The 15,179-nt window shown below is 71.6% G+C and carries 14 protein-coding genes; 7 read left to right on the top strand and 7 right to left on the bottom strand.

What is annotated here, in order from left to right:
- Positions 1 to 13 precede the first annotated feature (13 nt).
- The 3 genes from ACWEF6_RS27305 to ACWEF6_RS27295 form a co-directional block, all read right to left on the bottom strand.
- Positions 14 to 1,729 (bottom strand): phosphatidylglycerol lysyltransferase domain-containing protein, encoded by a 1,716-nt coding sequence (locus tag ACWEF6_RS27305; RefSeq protein WP_449685537.1) that lies wholly within the window; start codon positions 1,727 to 1,729, stop codon positions 14 to 16.
- Between the two features lie 37 nt (positions 1,730 to 1,766).
- A complete protein-coding gene (locus ACWEF6_RS27300; protein ID WP_449685536.1) occupies positions 1,767 to 3,746 on the bottom strand; it encodes an acetoacetate--CoA ligase in 1,980 nt (659 codons plus the stop codon).
- Between the two features lie 85 nt (positions 3,747 to 3,831).
- Entirely contained in the window at positions 3,832 to 4,461 is a 630-nt protein-coding gene (locus ACWEF6_RS27295; RefSeq protein ID WP_449685535.1) for a dienelactone hydrolase family protein, read from the bottom strand.
- Between the two features lie 146 nt (positions 4,462 to 4,607).
- On the opposite strand from ACWEF6_RS27295, the gene hisC reads away from it, so the two are divergent.
- On the top strand, positions 4,608 to 5,684 hold the full coding sequence (gene hisC, locus ACWEF6_RS27290; protein WP_449685534.1) for a histidinol-phosphate transaminase: 1,077 nt from the start codon (positions 4,608 to 4,610) through the stop codon (positions 5,682 to 5,684).
- Positions 5,685 to 5,754: 70 nt separating this feature from the next.
- On the opposite strand, the gene ACWEF6_RS27285 is transcribed toward hisC, so the two are convergent.
- Both ACWEF6_RS27285 and ACWEF6_RS27280 read right to left on the bottom strand, forming a co-directional pair.
- The gene (locus tag ACWEF6_RS27285) at positions 5,755 to 6,528 is read right to left on the bottom strand and encodes a sulfite exporter TauE/SafE family protein (RefSeq protein ID WP_449685533.1); all 774 of its coding nucleotides are present in this window, start codon (positions 6,526 to 6,528) and stop codon (positions 5,755 to 5,757) included.
- An 87-nt stretch (positions 6,529 to 6,615) separates the two neighbouring features.
- Positions 6,616 to 6,969, bottom strand: coding sequence for a VOC family protein (locus ACWEF6_RS27280; protein WP_449685532.1), 354 nt, complete (start codon positions 6,967 to 6,969; stop codon positions 6,616 to 6,618).
- 54 nt (positions 6,970 to 7,023) lie between these two features.
- On the opposite strand from ACWEF6_RS27280, the gene ACWEF6_RS27275 reads away from it, so the two are divergent.
- The 3 genes from ACWEF6_RS27275 (at position 7,024) to ACWEF6_RS27265 (ending at position 10,097) form a co-directional block, all read left to right on the top strand.
- A complete protein-coding gene (locus tag ACWEF6_RS27275; RefSeq protein WP_449685531.1) occupies positions 7,024 to 7,707 on the top strand; it encodes a FadR/GntR family transcriptional regulator in 684 nt (227 codons plus the stop codon).
- A 1-nt stretch (position 7,708) separates the two neighbouring features.
- Positions 7,709 to 8,521, top strand: coding sequence for a class I SAM-dependent methyltransferase (locus tag ACWEF6_RS27270; RefSeq protein ID WP_449685530.1), 813 nt, complete (start codon positions 7,709 to 7,711; stop codon positions 8,519 to 8,521).
- An 82-nt stretch (positions 8,522 to 8,603) separates the two neighbouring features.
- Positions 8,604 to 10,097 carry an adenylate/guanylate cyclase domain-containing protein gene (locus tag ACWEF6_RS27265; RefSeq protein ID WP_449685529.1) on the top strand — a complete coding sequence of 498 codons (1,494 nt, stop codon included), beginning with the start codon at positions 8,604 to 8,606 and terminating at the stop codon, positions 10,095 to 10,097.
- Here the strand turns inward: ACWEF6_RS27265 and ACWEF6_RS27260 are convergent.
- Entirely contained in the window at positions 10,085 to 11,074 is a 990-nt protein-coding gene (locus ACWEF6_RS27260) for a beta-ketoacyl-ACP synthase III (protein ID WP_449685528.1), read from the bottom strand. The two genes, ACWEF6_RS27265 and ACWEF6_RS27260, sit on opposite strands and share 13 nt — an antisense overlap.
- A 201-nt stretch (positions 11,075 to 11,275) precedes the next feature.
- Here ACWEF6_RS27260 and ACWEF6_RS27255 point away from each other — a divergent pair, with 201 nt between their 5' ends.
- From ACWEF6_RS27255 to ACWEF6_RS27245, 3 genes are all read left to right on the top strand, one after another.
- The gene (locus ACWEF6_RS27255; protein ID WP_449685527.1) at positions 11,276 to 11,749 is read left to right on the top strand and encodes an Lrp/AsnC family transcriptional regulator; all 474 of its coding nucleotides are present in this window, start codon (positions 11,276 to 11,278) and stop codon (positions 11,747 to 11,749) included.
- Between the two features lie 20 nt (positions 11,750 to 11,769).
- A complete protein-coding gene (locus ACWEF6_RS27250; protein WP_449685526.1) occupies positions 11,770 to 12,984 on the top strand; it encodes an MFS transporter in 1,215 nt (404 codons plus the stop codon).
- Positions 12,985 to 13,138: 154 nt separating this feature from the next.
- Positions 13,139 to 13,543 (top strand): SsgA family sporulation/cell division regulator, encoded by a 405-nt coding sequence (locus tag ACWEF6_RS27245; protein ID WP_449685525.1) that lies wholly within the window; start codon positions 13,139 to 13,141, stop codon positions 13,541 to 13,543.
- A gap of 97 nt (positions 13,544 to 13,640) precedes the next feature.
- Here ACWEF6_RS27245 and ACWEF6_RS27240 read toward each other — a convergent pair whose 3' ends face one another.
- Positions 13,641 to 14,744 carry a S1 family peptidase gene (locus ACWEF6_RS27240; RefSeq protein ID WP_449685524.1) on the bottom strand — a complete coding sequence of 368 codons (1,104 nt, stop codon included), beginning with the start codon at positions 14,742 to 14,744 and terminating at the stop codon, positions 13,641 to 13,643.
- Positions 14,745 to 15,179 lie beyond the last annotated feature (435 nt).

Here is a 15,179-nt window from a genome sequence, read left to right as displayed (position 1 = left end):
AACGGGACCCCCCTTACGCCCGCCGCAGGAGTCTGAGCAGGCGTGGAGAGCGGCCGCCCAGGCCTTCCGCCTCGAACGTGGCGATGCCGACGCGCGGGAGTTCGCGGACGCCCGGGTAAACCAGGTACCGGGGTACCCAGCGCGGCTGGAACTTCGCGTTGAAGCGGTACAGCGTCTCGATCTGGATCCAGCGTGAGAAGAAGTGCAGGACCTTCGCCGACATGCGGGCGACCGGTCCGGCGCCGATGCGCTGGCCCTGCTCCATCAGCGCGCGGAACGCCGCGAAGTTCAGGGAGACCTGGGAGACGCCGTGGCGAGCGGCCGCCAGGAGGAGTTCGGAGATCATCAGCTCGTTGACGCCGTTGTCGGCCGTGCGGTCGCGGCGCATGACGTCCAGCGAGAGGCCCGTCTCGCCCCACGGCACGAACTGGAGCACGCCGCGGACGTGGCCGCCCTGCTCGGCCGTCACCAGGACCGACCCCGGGTCGCCCATGCGGCCCAGCGCCATCGAGAAGCCGCGCTCGGTGTCCGTGCCGCGCCAGTTCGCGGCCAGGACCTCCAGCTCGGCCAGCTCGCCCGGGCGCAGGTCCTCGGCGCGGCGGACCAGCACCTTGTAGCCCGCGCGCTTCGTGCGGGCCGCCGCCTGGCGGACGCCGCGCATCGTGCGGCCGGCCAAGGTGAACCCGGCCGCGTCGACGACCGCCTCGTCGCCGATCTCCAGGACCTCCAGGCCGAAGCGGGCCCAGACGGTCGCGCCGAGCTCGGAGACGCCCATCGCCGCCGGGGTCCAGCCGTTCCGCCGGCAGACCTCCAGGTACTCCTCGATCGCGCCCGGCCAGGCCTCGTGGTCACCCAGCGGGTCGGCCGAGCACAGCGCGACGCCGGCGATCACGCGGTAGGTGACCGCGGCCTTGCCCGTCTTGGAGAACACCGCGAACTTGTCCCGCCGCAGCGCGAAGTAGCCGAGGGAGTCGCGTTCGCCGTGCTCGTCCAGCAGCCGGCGCAGCCGCGCGACCTCCTCGTCGGTCAGCCGCGGCGCCGGTTCGGCCGAGCGCAGCAGGAAGTACGCCGACACGAGGACCGCGGCGAGGCCGAACAGCAGCCCGACCCCGGTGACCAGGTCTTCCAGCCACATCTGGTGGAACACCGCGGGCCCGCTGGCGGCGACCAGCGCGAGCGCCGACTCGGCGAGCCGGTCGCCGAAGCCCATCGGTTCCAGGGCCGCGCGCGGCGCCACGGACAGCAGGATGACGTTGATCACGAACCCGGCCAGCGTCAGCTGGACGAACACGCGCACCGCCCGCCAGCGCCCGACGACCGGGTCCGGCTTCGCGACGAAGTAGCGCCGGTTGGCGATCAGGCCCACCAGGAGCAGCACCGACACCAGGCCGGCCGCGAAGACGTGCTTGAGCCCGAGGTGCGACATGGTCAGCAGCACCGTCGCGCCGACCGCCAGCTGCCAGGCCCGGCGCTTGCGGCGCCGGAGCCCCGCGGCCAGCAGCACCAGCAGCACGCCCATGACCAGCGCCACGGTCGCCGCCGCGACGGTGGCCTCCTGAGGCAGCTCCAGCCACTCGGCCAGGTGCCCGCGCAGGCTGCGCCGCCCGGCCGGGATCAGGATCGAGCCCAGGGTCATCAGGCCCGCCAGCCGGGTCACCCAGGTGATCACCCCCACGGTGGTGGCCCCCGCCACCTTCCAGGTGATCTGCGCGCGTGTCCCCGTCACCACCCGTACAACCCGCCGTGGATGATCATGCTTCCCCCATCTACCCCCCGGCGAGCTCCACGAACGGCGCCAGGGCCGCCGGGTTGGCCAGCGCGTCGCGGCTGACGGCCCGGTCGGGAGCCACACCGGCGAGGATTTTCTTCACCGGTACCTCACACTTCTTACCGTTCAAGGTACGAGGAATCTCGGAAACCACGACGAACCGATCGGGTACATGGCGCGGTGACAGCGCGCTACGCAGCTCCTTGCGCAGGCGCGGTTCGACGTCTTCGAGCGCGACGCCACCGGCGAGCACCACGAAACAGATCAGCTGCCCGTCCTCGTTCCCGGCCGCCGAGGTGTCCACGACCAGGGAATCCGCGATCTCGTCGTAGCCCTCGACGACCCGGTAGAACTCGGCCGTGCCCATCCGGACGCCGCCACGGTTGAGCGTCGAGTCGCTGCGGCCGTAGATCACCGCCGAGCCGCGGTTCGTGATGCGGATCCAGTCCCCGTGGCGCCACAGCCCGGGGTACATCTCGAAGTAGGCCTCCCGCAGCCGCGAGCCGTCGGGGTCGTTCCAGAAGAACACCGGCATCGAGGGCATCGGCTTGGTGATGACCAGCTCGCCGACCTCCTCGATGACGGCGTTGCCGGCTTCGTCGAAGGCGTTGACCGCGGCCCCGAGCGCCGGGCACGACAGCTCGCCGAGCCAGACCGGGACGTCGGGCGCCGACGCGACGAACGCCGCGCACAGGTCGGTGCCGCCGGACACGGAGCAGATCTGGACGTTGCGCCCGACCTCGTTCACGATCCACCGGAAGCCTTCGACGCTCAGCGGCGCGCCGGTGGAGCCCAGCGCGCGCAGCCCGGTCAGGTCGTAGCGCTCGGCGGGCTTGATGCCGGCCTTCAGGCAGCTCTGGATGAACGGCGCCGACGTCCCGAAGTAGGTGACGCGGTGCTGCTCGGCCAGGTGCCAGAGCGCGTTCAGGTCCGGGAAGCCGGGGCTGCCGTCGTAGAGCACGATCGTGGTGCCGACCAGCAGGCCGGAGATGAGGAAGTTCCACATCATCCAGCCGGTGGTGCTGAACCAGAAGAACCGGTCGCCGGGCCCGAGGTCGGTCTGCAGCGCGAGCGCCTTGAGGTGCTCGAGGGTGATGCCGCCGTGGCCGTGCACGATGCCCTTCGGCAGGCCGGTGGTGCCGGAGGAGTAGAGCACCCACAGCGGGTGCGCGAACTCGACCGGCTCGAACAGCAGCGGCGCGCCTTCGTGCTCCGCGAGCAGCTCGTCCCAGTCGAGAGCGCCGTCCATGCGGCCTTCGCCGACGTACTCGACCAGCACGGTCGCGGCCAGCGACGGCAGCTGCGCCTGGAGGTCGGCGATCGTCGTCCGGATGTCGAACTGGCGGCCGTTGTACGCGTAGGCGTTGACCGCGAAGAGCACCTTCGGCTCGATCTGCACGAACCGGTCCGCGACCGCGCGGACGCCGAAGTCCGGCGAGCACGACGACCAGATCGCCCCGATGCTCGCGGCGGCGAGGAAGGCGACCAGCGTCTGCGGGCAGTTCGGCGCCAGCGCGACGACCCGGTCGCCCTTGCCGACGCCGAGTTCGAGGAACGCGGCCCGGGCGGCGGCGACCTGCGCGCGAAGCCGGCCGTACGTCAGGTGGCTCGCGAAGCCGTCTTCGCGGTGGAAGATCACCGCCGTCTCGTCGTCGCCCTTCGCGGCGCCCGCGACGCCGGGGGTGAGCGCGTGCTCGGCGTAGTTCAGGGTGCCGCCCTCGAACCAGACGGCGTCCGGCATCCCGCCGGAGAGCACCTCACCGGGCTGATCGTGCCAGCGGACGCCGAGGAAGTCCGCGACCGCCGCCCAGAAGTCCGGGCCGCGCTCGACCGAGAACTCGTGCAGCGCGCGGTAGTCGTCCACCTCGACGCCGCGCTCGGCGCGCAGCCACCGGCGGAAGGCTTCGATCTTGGTGTCGGCAACGTGGCCCGGCTCGGGGCGCCAGAGCACTTCGGGGGCGTCGGCGGTGTGCGTCACGCTCCGAGCCTAATCCCTCGGATCCGGAAGTCACCGTGGTCGCAACCGACACGGAACCCCGGTCCGAGGTGTGTGCCGCCCACACTTACCGCAGGTGCGCGTCGAACCAGTTGAGCGTGCGCTGCCAGGCCTCCGCCGCCGCGCCCGGGTCGGCGTCGAAGCGGTGGTTCGCGCCCGGGTAGTGGACGACGTTCGTGGCGACCTTGGCCGACGCGGCGGCGTCGCGCAGGCGCTCGACGTCGGCACCGCCCGCCTCGTCGCCGGCGTCGCCGTACATGCCGAGCCACGGGCTGGTGAGCCGCCCGGCGATCTCGACCAGCGCGGGCAGTTCGGCGGCCTGCTGCCCGCCGACGCTGACCGCGGCCCCCAGCCGGCGGTGCGACGCGACGACGAGGGCCGCGGTGCCGCCGAGGTCGAAGCCCATCACGCCGAGCAGGTCGGCTTGGACTCCCCGCTCGACCAGCCAGGCGAGGGTGCGGTCGGTCGCTTCCAGGAGGTCCTGCTGGGTGAGTTCCTCGTTCTCCAGGTGCGGGGTGACGGTCAGCCAGCCTTCGGTGGCCAGGCTGGCGAGCAGCAGTTTCACGCCGTCGGTGACGCCGTCGGCCTCGTGCAGCACCACCAGGCCGCCGCGCAGCGCGCCCTCGGGTTCCGAAAAGGTCAGCCGCAGGGTGCGGCCGTCGGTGCGCTGGTAGTCCACGGTGGAGGTCGGCGTCATTGCCTCACTCAATCACCTGGAGGTGAACGGGAGGAAGCCCGGTGACGCAGGTCGCGGTGGGGAAACCGCTCGAAGGGAGTCGCGGGGCGGCGGGCGGGAAAGATACGGTGACGGGGTCGTCCCGTCGATTTCCAGGAGCGCCGAAGATGCCGTCCGTGTCCCCGCGTGCCGATCTCGAATCGTTGCCGAAATACGTCCCCGGCCGGACGATCGAAGGCGCGATCAAGCTGGCGAGCAACGAGGTGCCCGGCGGTGCGCTGCCGAGCGTCGCGCGGGCGATCGCCGAGGCCGCGACGGGGGTCAACCGCTACCCGGACACCGGCTCGCAGGCGTTGCGCGAGCGGCTGGCGCGCGAGCTGGACGTGCCGGTGGAGCGCGTCGCGATCGGCTGCGGCTCGGTGTCGCTGTGCCAGCAGACGATCCAGGCGGTGTGCGCGCCCGGCGACGAGGTCATCTTCGGCTGGCGGTCGTTCGAGGCGTACCCGATCGTCACGCAGGTCGCGAACGCCGTCTCGGTGAAGGTCCCGATCACCGAGGGCCAGGAGCTCGACCTCGACGCGATGCTCGCGGCGATCACCGACCGGACGCGCGTGGTCTTCGTCTGCAACCCGAACAACCCGACCGGGACGGCGGTGCGCCGCGCGGAGCTCGAGCGCTTCCTGGCCGCCGTGCCCGAGCACGTGCTGGTCGTGCTGGACGAGGCGTACAAGGAGTTCGTCACCGACCCCGAGGTGCCCGACGGCGTCGAGTACACGCGCAGCCGGTCGAACGTCATGGTGCTGCGCACGTTCTCGAAGGCGTACGGCCTGGCGGGCCTTCGCGTCGGCTACGCGGTGGCGCCCGAGCCGATCGCGGACGCGCTTCGCCAGGTGTACGTGGCCTTCTCGGTGAACATGCTGGCCCAGGTGGCCGCGCTGGCGTCGCTCGACGCGGCCGACGAGCTCCTGGCCCGCTGCCAGGACATCGTCGTCGAGCGGACGCGGGTGCGGGACGCGCTGCTGGAGGCGGGGTACCGGGTGCCGGAGACGCAGGCGAACTTCGTCTGGCTGCCGCTCGGTGACCAGGCCGTCCCGTTCGCCGAGCACGCGCTGGACCGCAAGCTGGTGGTGCGCCCGTTCGCCGGCGACGGCGTCCGCGTGACGATCGGGACCAGTGAGGAGAACGACCTGTTCCTGGCCGCGGCGCGGGAGTTCCTGATCCGGCCCGAAGCAGGCCGCCCCTGAAGCGGCACGTGACCTTTGCTCCGAAGCCGTCCGGCCGTGACTGAGGCCGGATCAGGAACCGTCGGCCCAGTCAGCTCGCGAACTGCTTGACGACCAGCTCGATCACGGCGGCGACGCCGATCACCACGATCACGCCGCGCAGCACCACCGGCGACAGCTTCCGGCCGATCTTCGCGCCGAGGAAGCCGCCGGCGGTGCTGCCGACGGCCAGCCACAGCACGACGGCCCAGCTGACCGGCGCGACGAACGCGTAGATGATCCCGGCGACGAGGTTGACGACGGCGGCGAGCACGTTCTTGATGCCGTTGAGCTTCTGCAGCGGCTCCGACAGCAGCATCCCCATGACGGCCATCAGCATCACGCCCTGCGCGGCGGTGAAGTACCCGCCGTAGATGCCGATGAGGAAGATGAAGAACATCAGCAGTGGCCCGGGTTTGTGCTCGGTCCCGTTCTGTTCGCGCCGCTCGGCGACCCACTTCGACACCCGCGGCTGGACGACCACCAGGATCACGGCCAGCCCGACGAGCACCGGGACGACGGCTTCGAAGGCGTCCTTGGGCAGCGAGAGCAGCAGGATGGTGCCGCCGATGGCCCCGAGGAAGGACGCCACGGCGAACTTGGCGGTCTGCCGCCAGGAGCCCGTGAGCTCGTGCCGGTACCCCCAGGCCCCGCTGAGCGTCCCGGGCGCGAGGCCGATGGCGTTCGAGGTCGTGGCGGTCACGGGCGGGTACCCGAGCGCGACGAGCACGGGGAAGGTGACGAGCGTCCCGGACCCGACGACGGCGTTGATGGTCCCGGCCCAGACCCCGGCGACCACGACGATCAGGGCGTGCCACCACGTCATGAAGCATTCACGCAGCGAGCCTAAGCATGGTGGGCCGCTCCCGCGACGCGCACGGGGTCAGATGTGTCAGGTCAGACACCCACGTCTTCACCGTGGGGTGAAGACGCAGAACTCGTTGCCCTCCGGGTCGGCCAGCACGTCCCACTCGATGTCGCCGCCGCGTTCGCGGAGCACGGTCGCCCCCAGGGCGACCAGTTCGGCCGTGTCGCCGAAGACGTCGAGGTGCAAGCGGTTCTTGACCGTCTTCGCCTCCGACACGGGGTTGAACCAGATCAAGGGGCCGTCGCCCTCCGGATCGACGATCGGCACCGGCCAGTCCGCCGGGCGCGAGTCGCCGGTCACCGAGTCGCGGCGGAGGTAGCCCAGGGCGCGGCACCACCAGTCGGCGAGAGCCTGGTGGTCGCCCGCGTCCAGGGCGAGGTCCTTGAATCGCGCGGTCATGCCGTGATCATGGCAGTCACCCCCGGCGGTTCCGGGAGCTGAGAGGATGAGCGGGTGGACACCGAGCAGGTCTGGAGCGCGACCGTCGACCGGCTGCGGGCGCGGATCGACTCCGGTGACCTGCCGCCCGGCAGCCGGCTGCCCGCCGAACGCGTTCTGTGCGAAGAGCTCGGGATCAGCCGGGGGTCGCTGCGGCAGGCGCTGCGGGTCCTCGACTCCATCGGGTACGTCCAGATCCGCGCCGGCTCCGGCACCTACGTCCGTGAGCAGCAGGAACAGCCCCTGCGGACCTGGTTCACCGAGCACGACCAGCTCGTCGAGAAGCTCTTCGACCTCCGGGCGACGGTCGAACCGACCCTTGCCGAGCGGCTGGCCCGGCACGCCTCCGCCAAGACCGTGAGCCGGCTCGAGGACAACGTCGCCGAAATGGCGCAGGCCGCCGAGGACGGGGACATGCTGCACGTCATCGCCGCCGATGCCGAGTTCCACCGGGTGATCGCGCAGAACGCCGGCAACGACGACGTCGCCGGGCTGCTGCGGTCCGTGCTCGCCTTGGTCGGCGAGGAGCGGCGGGCGGCGCTGCGGCTGCCCGGGCAGATCCGCAAGGCCGTCGCCGACCACCGGGCCATCCTCGACGCCATCCGCCGGTCCGAGCCCGCCGCCGCCCGCGAGCTGACGCTCAAGCACCTGGTGGACGCCAAGAACTACGCGCACGACTTCGCCGCGGAGGAGCGCTGAAATGGAAAAGGTCCGCTTCACCGAAGAGAAGGCCACCAACCTGGCCACCCTCTACGGCCGCGCGCTCGACTACCGCAGCGCCCACCCGATCCTCGGCGACCAGGCGGCCGACGACGCCGTCCGCCGGATCGACTACGACTTCACCAAGATCGGCATCTCCGCCGACCGCGCGGTGTCGGTGGTGCTGCGGGCCAAGCCGATCGACGACTGGGCCGCCGAGTACCTGCACACCCACCCGGACGCGATCGTGCTGCACCTGGGCTGCGGCCTGGACACCCGGTTCCAGCGCCTCGCGCCGCCGGAGACCGTCCACTGGTACGACGTCGACTACCCCGAGGTCGTCGAGCTGCGCGAAAAGCTGTACCCGAAGGCGCCGAACCAGTCGCACATCGCCTCGTCGGTGACCGACTTCGAGTGGCTCGATCAGGTGCCGTCCGACCGGCCGGCGCTGATCGTCGCCGAAGGCCTCACGATGTACCTGAAGCCCGAAACCGGCATCGAACTGTTCCGCCGGCTGGCCGCGAAGTTCCCGGCCGGCGAGCTGATCTGCGACCTCTTCAACCGGACCGCCATCAAGATCCAGAAGCTCAACGCGCCGGTGCGCAAGGCGGGCGCGACGCTGTACTGGGGTGTCGACGACCCGCGTGAACTCGAGCGCTGCGGCCTCACGCTGGAGTCCTCTTTGGACGCCGGGCACTGGGCGACCCCGGACGTGCTGGCCAAGATGGGCCCGATCACCCGGTTCCAGCTGCGGTTGCTGAAGATCTTCCCGCCGCTGGCCCGGACAGCGCACATCGTGCGGTACCGCTTCTAGCGCGGCCCCAGCACGCGCGCCACGAACCTCGGCCGGCCGCCACCGGGGGTGGCCACGCGTTTCCGGCCGTACGATCGACGCCGTGCGCAAGATCGCCGTGAAGAACGTCCGCGTGGTGTTGCGCACCAGCCTGGGCTTCGCCGGGCTGGGCATCGGCTCGAGCGTGGCCGGGTCCGGCGTGGTCGCCCTGCTGCTCGTGCTGCAGGGCCTGCCCAACGACGTCGGCGACCGCGGCTGGGTGCTCGGCCTGACCGCCGCCGGCATCGTCGCCGCCGCGCTGCTCGCCGGGACGCTGTGGACCGCCTGGCTGCAGCGGCGCACCGCGATCTGGTTCGTGCTCGGGCGCCCGCCGTCGGTGAGCGAGGCGCGGCGCGCGCTGCGGCTGCCGGTGGACATGGCCGTGGTCAGCGGCACGCTCTGGCTGATCGGCACCGTCGTCCTCACCGTGCTCGCCGGCGTGCTCGGCTCGGCCGGCGACGCCGGCGGCATGGCGACGGTGATCGGGCTCGGCGGGCTCACCACGGTCGGGCTCACCTACCTCGCCGCCGAGTGGGTGGCGCGGCCGGTGATGACGATCGCGCTGGACGTCCTGCCGCCGCGGGGCTCGCTGCCGGTGACCGTGCTGACCCGGCTGGTCGTCACCTGGGCGCTGGCCAGCGGTGTCCCGTTCGTGGGCGTGCTGCTCGTCGCCACACCCCCGGACCTGGGCTCGGGCGACCACACCGCGAGCCTGGTCATGCTGTCGGTGATCGGCCTCGCCGTCGGCGCGATCGGCACCGCGCTGCTGGCCAGGGCGGTCGCGGCACCGCTGCACCGGCTGCGGGTGGCGCTCGACGAGATCGCGCGCGGCCACACCGACGTCGCCGTGGACGTCGACGACGCCAGCGAGATCGGCCGGCTCCAGACGTCGGTGAACCAGCTCGCGGCCGGCCTGCGCGAGCAGGCGCGGATGCGGGACCTGTTCGGCAGGCACGTCGGGGCCGACGTCGCCCGGCACGCGCTGGAGTACGGCGCGTCCCTCTCGGGCGACGTCCGCGAGGTCACGGCGTTGTTCGTCGACGTCGTCGACTCGACCGCGCTGGCCTACCGCACGCCGCCGGAGGAACTGGTCGGGAAGCTGAACCGGCTGTTCGCCGCGGTCGTCTCCGCGGTCAACGCGCGCGGCGGGCTGGTCAACAAGTTCCAAGGCGACGCCGCGCTGTGCATCTTCGGCGCGCCGACGCGGCTCGCGGACGGCCCGACGGCCGCGCTGGCCGCGGCGCGGGCGATCCGGGACGCGGTCCGCGAGGCCGGCGAACTCGAAGTCGGCGTCGGCGTCTCGAGCGGCCCGGTGTTCGCCGGGCAGCTCGGCACCAGCAGCCGGCTCGAGTACACCGTGATCGGCGACGCGGTCAACGAGGCCGCGCGGCTCACCGAACTCGCCAAGGCCGTCCCGTCACGGGTGCTCGCCAGCGACGCCGTCGTCTCCGCGGCGCTGCCGGGCGAAGCCGCGCACTGGGAGAAGCACGGCGAGCTGGAGCTGCGCGGCCGCCAGGAAGCGACGCCGACCTGGACGACCGGCGGTCAGGACAGCTGACCCAGGTCCGGCCAGCGCAGCACGGTCGAACCCCAGGTCAGGCCCGCGCCGAACGCGCTGAGCAGGACGCGGTGGCCCGGGACGAGCGTCCCGTCCGCGCGGGCGTCGGCCAGGGCGAGCGGGATGGACGCGGCACTGGTGTTGCCGACCCGGTCGATGTTGGCGACGACGGCGTCGGCGGGCATGCCGAGCTGCTTGGCCGTGGCCTGGAGGATCCGGATGTTCGCCTGGTGCCCGACGAACCGGTCGACGTCGCCGACCATCCAGCCCGCGCGGTCCAGGACCGTGCGCGACGACTCGGCCATGCGCGCGCAGGCGTGGCGGAACACGGCCGTGCCCTGCATGGCGAGGAAGCGGTCGCTCGGCTGATCGGACAGCCGCCGCCGCGCGCCGCCGGCCTCGACCCACAGCAGCTCGGCGTGCTCACCCTCGCTGTGCAGGTCGAACGGGCCGAACGCGCCGGGCTCGTCGGCGTCACCCGCGCGGAGCAGCACCGCGCCGGCGCCGTCGCCGAAGATCGGCACCGTGGTGCGGTCTCCGGGGTCGATGAGCGTGGTGAAGGTGTCCGCGCCGATCACGAGCACGCGCTCGGCCAGCCCGCCCGCGATGAACCCGGCGGCCGTGGCCAGGGCGTAGACGAAGCCGCTGCAGACGGCGTTGACGTCGAAGGCCGCGGCCGTGCCGAGCCCGAGCCGGGCGGCGACCTGCGGTGCGCTGGCCGGGCAGGGCTGGTCGGGCGTGGAGGTGGCGAGGACGACGGCGTCGGCGGAGGTGCCCGCGAGCGCTTCGCGGCCCGCCCCGACCGCGAGGTCCACAGTGGACTCGTCCGGGCCTGCGACGCGGCGTTCGCGGATCCCGGTGCGGGTCCGGATCCACTCGTCCGAGGTGTCGAGCCGGGCCGCGATTTCGTGGTTGTCCAGGACTTTCGTCGGCAACCACGAACCGAGACCGGTCAGCACGGCGGCAGGTGCGGGCACGGGAGAGCCTCCCCACGCCGGCGGGTTGGCGGAGCGACCGGCTGGTCTTCCACTTCTATGGGCTACCCCCTGGTAGACCGGTCAGTTGTGTTCCAGCTCACGCAAAAAGTTGTTTCATCTTCGCCTCGGACGGAGTAGTGAGCGACGTCACGGAGGAGTGACACGCGGCGAATTGTCGGGGGTGCCGGTTAGCCTGCTGAGGTGCGGACACCCGACCTCGACCAGCTGGACATCGCCATCCTCGCCTGCCTCCAGGCCGACGCCCGCACGATCGCCGAAACGATCGGCGCGAAGGTCGGTCTCTCGGCCGCGGCCGTCCAGCGGCGGATCAAGCGGCTGCGCGAGGCGGGCGTCATCGAGCGCGAGGTCGCGGTGCTGTCGCCGGAGGCGCTCGGGCTGAGCATGACGTTCGTGGTCACGGTCGAGATGGAGCGGGAGAACCTCGCGGTCTTCGACGGGTTCCGCCGCCAGGTCCTCGCCGAGGGCGCCGTCCAGCAGTGCTACTACGTCACCGGCACGGCGGACTTCGTGCTGATCGTGACGTGCCCGGACATGGCCGGCTTCGAGGCGTTCACCCGGCGGATGTTCTTCGACAACCCGAACGTCCGGCACTTCACGACCAGCGTGGCGATGGACCGCGTGAAAGTGGGGCTCACGCTGCCGCTCGACCCGTAAGCTGGCCCGCTGGGGGAGGCATGCTTCGGATCTTTCTGGCCGCGACGCTGATCGACGCGCTGGGCAGCGGGCTGTGGGTCCCGTTCGCCCTGCTGTTCCTGGTGCACGGGCAGGGCATGGGCCTGGTCGACGCGGGCGCGTCGCTGACCACCGGCGCCCTGCTGGCCCTGGTCACCGGCCCGGCCGCCGGCGCGGCGATGGACCGCTTCGGGCCGCGGGCGCTGCTCATCGCGGGCAACCTGGTTCGGCTCGCCGCCTTCGCGGCGTACCCGCTGGCGCACACGAGCTGGCAGGTGGTCGTGGTGTCGGTGGTGGCGGGCTTCGGCGACCGGCTGTTCTGGACGTGCAACGCGCCGATGGTGGCCCGGCTCACCTCCGGCAGTGACACCGACCGCGTGCTGGCCACGCAGACCGTCGGCCGGTTCGCGGGGGCGGGTCTCGGCGCGGCGGCGATGGCGGTCCTGCCGACGATCACGAGCCCGTGGGCGTTCCACCTGCTCGCGTACGCGAACGCGGCGAGCTTCGGGGTGGCGGCGGCGCTGATCCGCCTGCTCCCGCGGGTCGTGAGTGGTAACGCGGGTTCTAACCCTCCTTACCGCTCACGACCAGCCGGGAGCTGGCGGGCCGTGCTGGGCGATCGGGCCTTCACGGGGTTCTGCGTCACCCACATGGCGTTCACCCTCGCCAGCGCCGGCAAGTTCTCCGTGCTGCCGATCGTCGTCCGCGACCTGCTGCACGGTCCACAGTGGATCGCCGGGACCGCGATCACCGTCGGGACCGTGGTCGTCGTCACCGGGCAGCGGCCGATCGTCGGGCTGCTCGCCGGGCGGAGCCGGACCGCCGGCCTCATCGAGTCCGCCGTTCTCTTCGCGCTCTGCTTCGCGCTCCTGATCCCGCTGACCGTCGTCCCGCTGCCGGTGGCCACCGTGCTGATCCTGCTCACCAGCCTCGGCTTCTCGATCGCCGAAGCCCTCTTCGGCCCGACCGCCACCGCCGCGGCCGCCGCGGCCGCTCCGCCGGGGGCCGAAGGGCGGGCCAGCTCGATCTTCCAGCTCTCCTGGGGCCTGCCCATCGCGCTCGCGCCGGGCCTGCTGGCCGCCCTGCTCAGCACGAGCAACGCGCTGACCTGGTCGATCCTGGCCCTGACCTGCGCGTCCGCCGTCCCCGCACTGCTCGTGCTGCGGAAGAAGCTGCCGGAGGCCCTGCGCGAACCGTCACCACCCGTGGCCGCCTGAGCGCAAGGGGTATGTGCCCGGTGTTACACCACAATGGACGGATGCAACCGATCAAGTGAACGTGAGACTTTCTCCGTCATGACCGTTCCCCCTGGTCATCTCCTTGCCGAACCGTTCGCGCCGCGCGAACCACCGCGAGACTCCAGGAGGGGCCGTGCACACCGACGCCGTACACCAGAGCCAGTTCGTGCTGCTGAACGAGAGCACCACGCCCGTCCTCTCGCGCCTGTCCTACCACTCCCACGAACCCTTCGCGGTGACCGTGGCCTTCCGGACCGAGCGCGGCCGGTGGATCGAGTGGACCTTCGCGCGTGACCTGCTCGTGGCCGGGCTCGACGAGCCGGCCGGCCTCGGCGACGTCCGGATCCGCCCGGACCTGTCCGAGGACGAAGACTTCCTGACCCTGGAAATCGAGTCACCGGACGGCTATGCGTCGTTCGAGCTCGAGGTCGAAGACGTCCGGAGCTTCCTGGACGCCTCCATCGAACTGGTGCCGCTCGGCGACGAGAGCGCGCACTTCGACGTCGACGGGCTGATCGAGGAGATCAGCAACGTCTGACCCGCAGACCTCCCATTCCCGCGGCGAGGAACGAAGGGCGGGTTTCGGGCGCGCTGGAGGCGCCCGAAACCCGCCCTTTCGCGGTTCTACCGGAGAGTCAGCTGGTCTTCAGCGTGGCGCCGGTGCCCGAGAGGGCGGCGCCGATCGGGTAGAAGTACGTCACGGACGTGTTGCCGCCGGACAGGATGCCCTGCGCGCTGTTGCCGGCGATGAAGCCGCCGCCGGAGTCACCCGCGGCCGAGCGGACGTTGGTCGCGGTCATGCCGTTGACCGTGCCCTCGGCGTACCGGACGCTCTGGTTCTTGGCGCCGATGGTGCCGCAGGTCCAGCCGGTGGTCGAGCCGGCCTTGCAGACCGACGTGCCGGTCGCGGCGTTCGACTGCCCGCGCACCGCGGTCCCGTTGTTCATCTGGGCGACCGGGGTCCAGCTGCTGTTCGTGTTCACCCGCGCGTAGTCCGCGCCCGGGAACCGGTAGGTGCCCCACGAGCCCAGCGCGGCACCGTTGGAGCCGGTCAGCCGGCCGGCGCCGGTGAGCGCGGCGCAGTGGCCGGCGGTGACGAAGCCGGTGGTCGTCGCGAACCCGACCGAGCAGCGCGACGAGCCGCCGATGTAGTAGGCGTCGCCACCGCGGATGTTGGCGTACGTCGTGGGCGCCGACGCCGTCTCGCGGATCGCCACGATGGCGGCGTCCACACCGGACTTGGCGAGGAACGCGACCGCGGCGGCGCGCTGGCCCTGCAGCACGTCCAGGGTGACGCGGTTGGTGGCGTCGTCGACACCCCAGCCGGTGATCGCGGCGGGCGCCGCCTTGTCCGCGGCGTTCAGCTTGTCCACAGTGGAATTGAGCTGGCGGGCGCCGAACCGGACGACTTCCGCTTCGGCCCCGGCTTCGCGGATCTTGCCGGCCAGCGCGGCGTTCGTCGTGGTGACGTGCGCCTTGCCGGTGACGGCGTTGTAGGTGGCGCCACCGAACGCGTCGCCGAGCGCCGCGGTCAGCGACTCGGTGACCCGGTTCGCGACGTCCTCGCTCTTCAGCCGGGCGATCGCCTGGTCGTGGGTCAGGCCGAGGTCCCGCTGCATGGCGGGCACCATGTCCGGGTTCAGCAGGTCCTGGCCCGACGCGGGGACGGCGGTCGCGGCCAGCGCGCCCGTCGCCATCACCGCGGTGGCAGCGGCACCGAGAAGTCTCGCGATCTTCATGCTTCTCCCTAGGTGGTTACGCGCGGCTCCGCACCGGCCACGCAGTGGTACTCCCCCGGGTGAGGGTCCCCGCAGTGGGCGTTACGGTGCAATCCGGGCGCCCGGCGAATGGGTATACGCATTCACCGAGGACGAATCCCCTGCTCCAGCCGGGCTCAGCCGCCCGTTGTCACCCAGTCGGACAGGTCCGTAAGTAGGGTTTCCGTGAACTACTTTCAGTAGTCACTTGGAGTACACGAACGCGTTAAGCGACGTTCGAACGTGCGATCGGCCGGGGTTTCGCACGCTGGGTGAGCCGATCGCCTCGGTTCCCGCAGCAAATCGGTGACGGTGGGTAGGCAGACGTGTGACGACAGCACCCACCACGTATTCGGTGAAAGGTTTACGGACGCATCACCGCTGCTTAGGCTCCCGCGAGCTGGTGCCGGTGTGTCG

It is taken from the genome of Amycolatopsis sp. NPDC004772 (assembly GCF_053601215.1).
The sequence above is the reverse complement of the archived record's forward strand: the minus strand, read 5'-3'. Positions and strand labels throughout refer to the sequence as shown.

What these genes read in the sequence shown, in the direction of transcription:
- hisC (WP_449685534.1), top strand. Translation starts at nt 4,608, where the DNA reads ATGCCGTCCGTGTCCCCGCGTGCCGATCTCGAATCGTTGCCGAAATAC.
- ACWEF6_RS27285 (WP_449685533.1), bottom strand. Translation starts at nt 6,528, where the DNA reads ATGACGTGGTGGCACGCCCTGATCGTCGTGGTCGCCGGGGTCTGGGCC.
- ACWEF6_RS27250 (WP_449685526.1), top strand. Translation starts at nt 11,770, where the DNA reads ATGCTTCGGATCTTTCTGGCCGCGACGCTGATCGACGCGCTGGGCAGC.
- ACWEF6_RS27295 (WP_449685535.1), bottom strand. Translation starts at nt 4,461, where the DNA reads ATGACGCCGACCTCCACCGTGGACTACCAGCGCACCGACGGCCGCACC.
- ACWEF6_RS27270 (WP_449685530.1), top strand. Translation starts at nt 7,709, where the DNA reads ATGGAAAAGGTCCGCTTCACCGAAGAGAAGGCCACCAACCTGGCCACC.
- ACWEF6_RS27240 (WP_449685524.1), bottom strand. Translation starts at nt 14,744, where the DNA reads ATGAAGATCGCGAGACTTCTCGGTGCCGCTGCCACCGCGGTGATGGCG.
- ACWEF6_RS27280 (WP_449685532.1), bottom strand. Translation starts at nt 6,969, where the DNA reads ATGACCGCGCGATTCAAGGACCTCGCCCTGGACGCGGGCGACCACCAG.